This is a genomic window from Paenibacillus sp. 01L418 (assembly GCF_056400045.1).
In genome coordinates this window covers 1-2144 of record NZ_JBFTSN010000670.1, presented here as the reverse complement: position 1 = coordinate 2144, position 2144 = coordinate 1, and the positions used below count along the sequence as shown (strand labels likewise).

Sequence of the window (2144 nt, the reverse complement as noted above, 5' to 3'; positions counted from 1 at the left end):
TCCATCTATAAGTGATAGATTGCTCCATCTTTCCCGATTCAGTCATGCGACCATATCGCGTATCCGGTATTAGCATTCGTTTCCGAATGTTATCCCAGTCTTACAGGCAGGTTACCCACGTGTTACTCACCCGTCCGCCGCTAAGCATCAGAGGTGCAAGCACCTCATCAACTCCGCTCGACTTGCATGTATTAGGCACGCCGCCAGCGTTCGTCCTGAGCCAGGAYCAAACTCTCCAAATTGGTGTTTGACTTGCTCATAACTTTTATCGCTATATTTGCTCATCCCGAAGGATTTGCAAGGCAGTTATTACTCGTTGTTCAGTTTTCAAAGAGCAATCTTTTCTTTCGTGTCAACCGCGTATTTCGTATCGGCGACTTTTATAATATATCACGTTTGCCTATCTCTTTGCAAGTACTTTTTTTCGTTTTTCGACATTTTTTTTAAAATGTCGTTTTCGCGATTATGTATCCTGTAAAAGCGGCGAGTACTAATATATCATCTGATACTAATATAAGTCAAGCATGTTTTCTACTTTTTATTTTAAACAAAAGAAGCGCATGCCTGCCTCTATAAACATAGGGCATGACATGCGCTTCTACTATTATAAACGGTTGAATCATTAGCTTGTTTTCACGTTGTTCATATATCGAAGTTCAAGCGCACCTATATCTCCTGCTTCATTCATAACAGCAACCTCACGAATGTACTCCCGCTTTACAAGCTTCTGAAGAACAAGTGATAAATCACCATGCAAAATATTTAATGTGGAGTGTGATTGCAGCTCCGCAATACTCCAAGGCTCTTCGCGACTGCCAAGTATATTAAATAATAACGCGCAGCTTGTTTTCATTTTGCTCATAACGGAAAACTCGCAGCCAAGCATAACTAATTGTACTCGTTGCTCCAATGTTTCTGGGCTTACCGTTAGCTCCTCGTAGAGCTTATATATTCCTGGGTGAACTCGCTTCAGCTGTTTCCACACGGTTAGCTCAGGATGCCTTCCTTCTTCTATAAGAACGATATGAGCCCAATGATGCAAGGCTGTCAGCACATGACTGTATGCATCCAACAAATTACCATCCAATAGATCCTGCTTTGCTTGTAAATACGTTCTTAAGAAACCCGTAAATTCAGCAAACTGCTTTTGCTCCCGCATTGAAGCAGGAAACTGAAGCAGACGTTCACGAACACTGCTCAGATAGCCGTCGCGATCCACCAAGATCTCCCCCCGAACTAGCCATTCGATAATATTGCGGTTTTCGCCACCAGACAACCATTCACTCAATCCATTCGAATCAATCGTTCGAATCAATACCCGTTGATCCTCGATTTGGACATGCTCCGTATCATTCCGCTCAATCTCTTCATTCATTACAACAAGTACTAATGAATCTAATCCATCAGCTAAAGGATTATAAGGATATGGGTTTTCAATAACAGCCAAACCGATTAAATGAGGTTCATCTCGATAGCTGTCCGAGAAGTACGCTTTTATATGTTCCACTGGTTCCTCCATATAGCTAATCACATTTTATTACGCTATAATAATATTCTACAGTTTTATTCTTTTTMGACAGGTTGGAGGCACATTCCTGCTTACTAACTCAGAAACTGTTTCAAAATCATAAGTCATTGGTCATAGGAAGGGTATGAATACATGAATAAGTTCTTTTTCAAGTCAGCCAAAATCAATGAATTCCGTCTATGGGGACTCGTTTTCACCCTTGTTGGCATGGGAGTCATGATACTCGGAACAGCCGGCATTGTTTTTTGGGGACAAGCAGGCAAAATTATTGCTGCTATCTTCATGGTAATCGGCATGATCTCCTTGTTAATCAGCGTAGCCGTTTATTTCTGGGCTGGCATGATGTCAACAAGCGCCACAATGCTTCAGTGTCCAGAATGCTCGCGTCCAACCAAGATGCTTGGAAAAACAGATCGTTGTATGTATTGCAAAACGATACTTACGCTTGATCCTGCACAAGCAACAACTACTCCTTCTGAACAGCAAGTTTAACCTATAGTGAATATACGGTTGATTCTTTCTTAGGAAACAACCTTTATTCTACTAAGAAGGTAAAAAGCTAATAAAACCAACTTTTGATCGCAGCATTATAAAAATAAGAAACGCCTCCTCCCTC

At 41.2% G+C, this 2144-nt stretch carries 2 protein-coding genes and 1 rRNA gene; 1 reads left to right on the top strand and 2 read right to left on the bottom strand.

The window, feature by feature from the left end; translation table 11 throughout:
- A 16S ribosomal RNA gene (locus tag AC1DSE_RS34415) occupies positions 1 to 242 on the bottom strand; the annotation flags it as partial.
- A 380-nt stretch (positions 243 to 622) separates the two neighbouring features.
- Positions 623 to 1507, bottom strand: coding sequence for a nucleotidyltransferase-like protein (locus AC1DSE_RS34410; protein ID WP_441876898.1), 885 nt, complete (start codon positions 1505 to 1507; stop codon positions 623 to 625).
- A 153-nt stretch (positions 1508 to 1660) separates the two neighbouring features.
- Between AC1DSE_RS34410 and AC1DSE_RS34405 the strand changes: the two genes are divergently transcribed.
- Positions 1661 to 2020 (top strand): YgzB family protein, encoded by a 360-nt coding sequence (locus AC1DSE_RS34405; RefSeq protein WP_076271895.1) that lies wholly within the window; start codon positions 1661 to 1663, stop codon positions 2018 to 2020.
- The last annotated feature ends 124 nt before the right edge of the window (positions 2021 to 2144 follow it).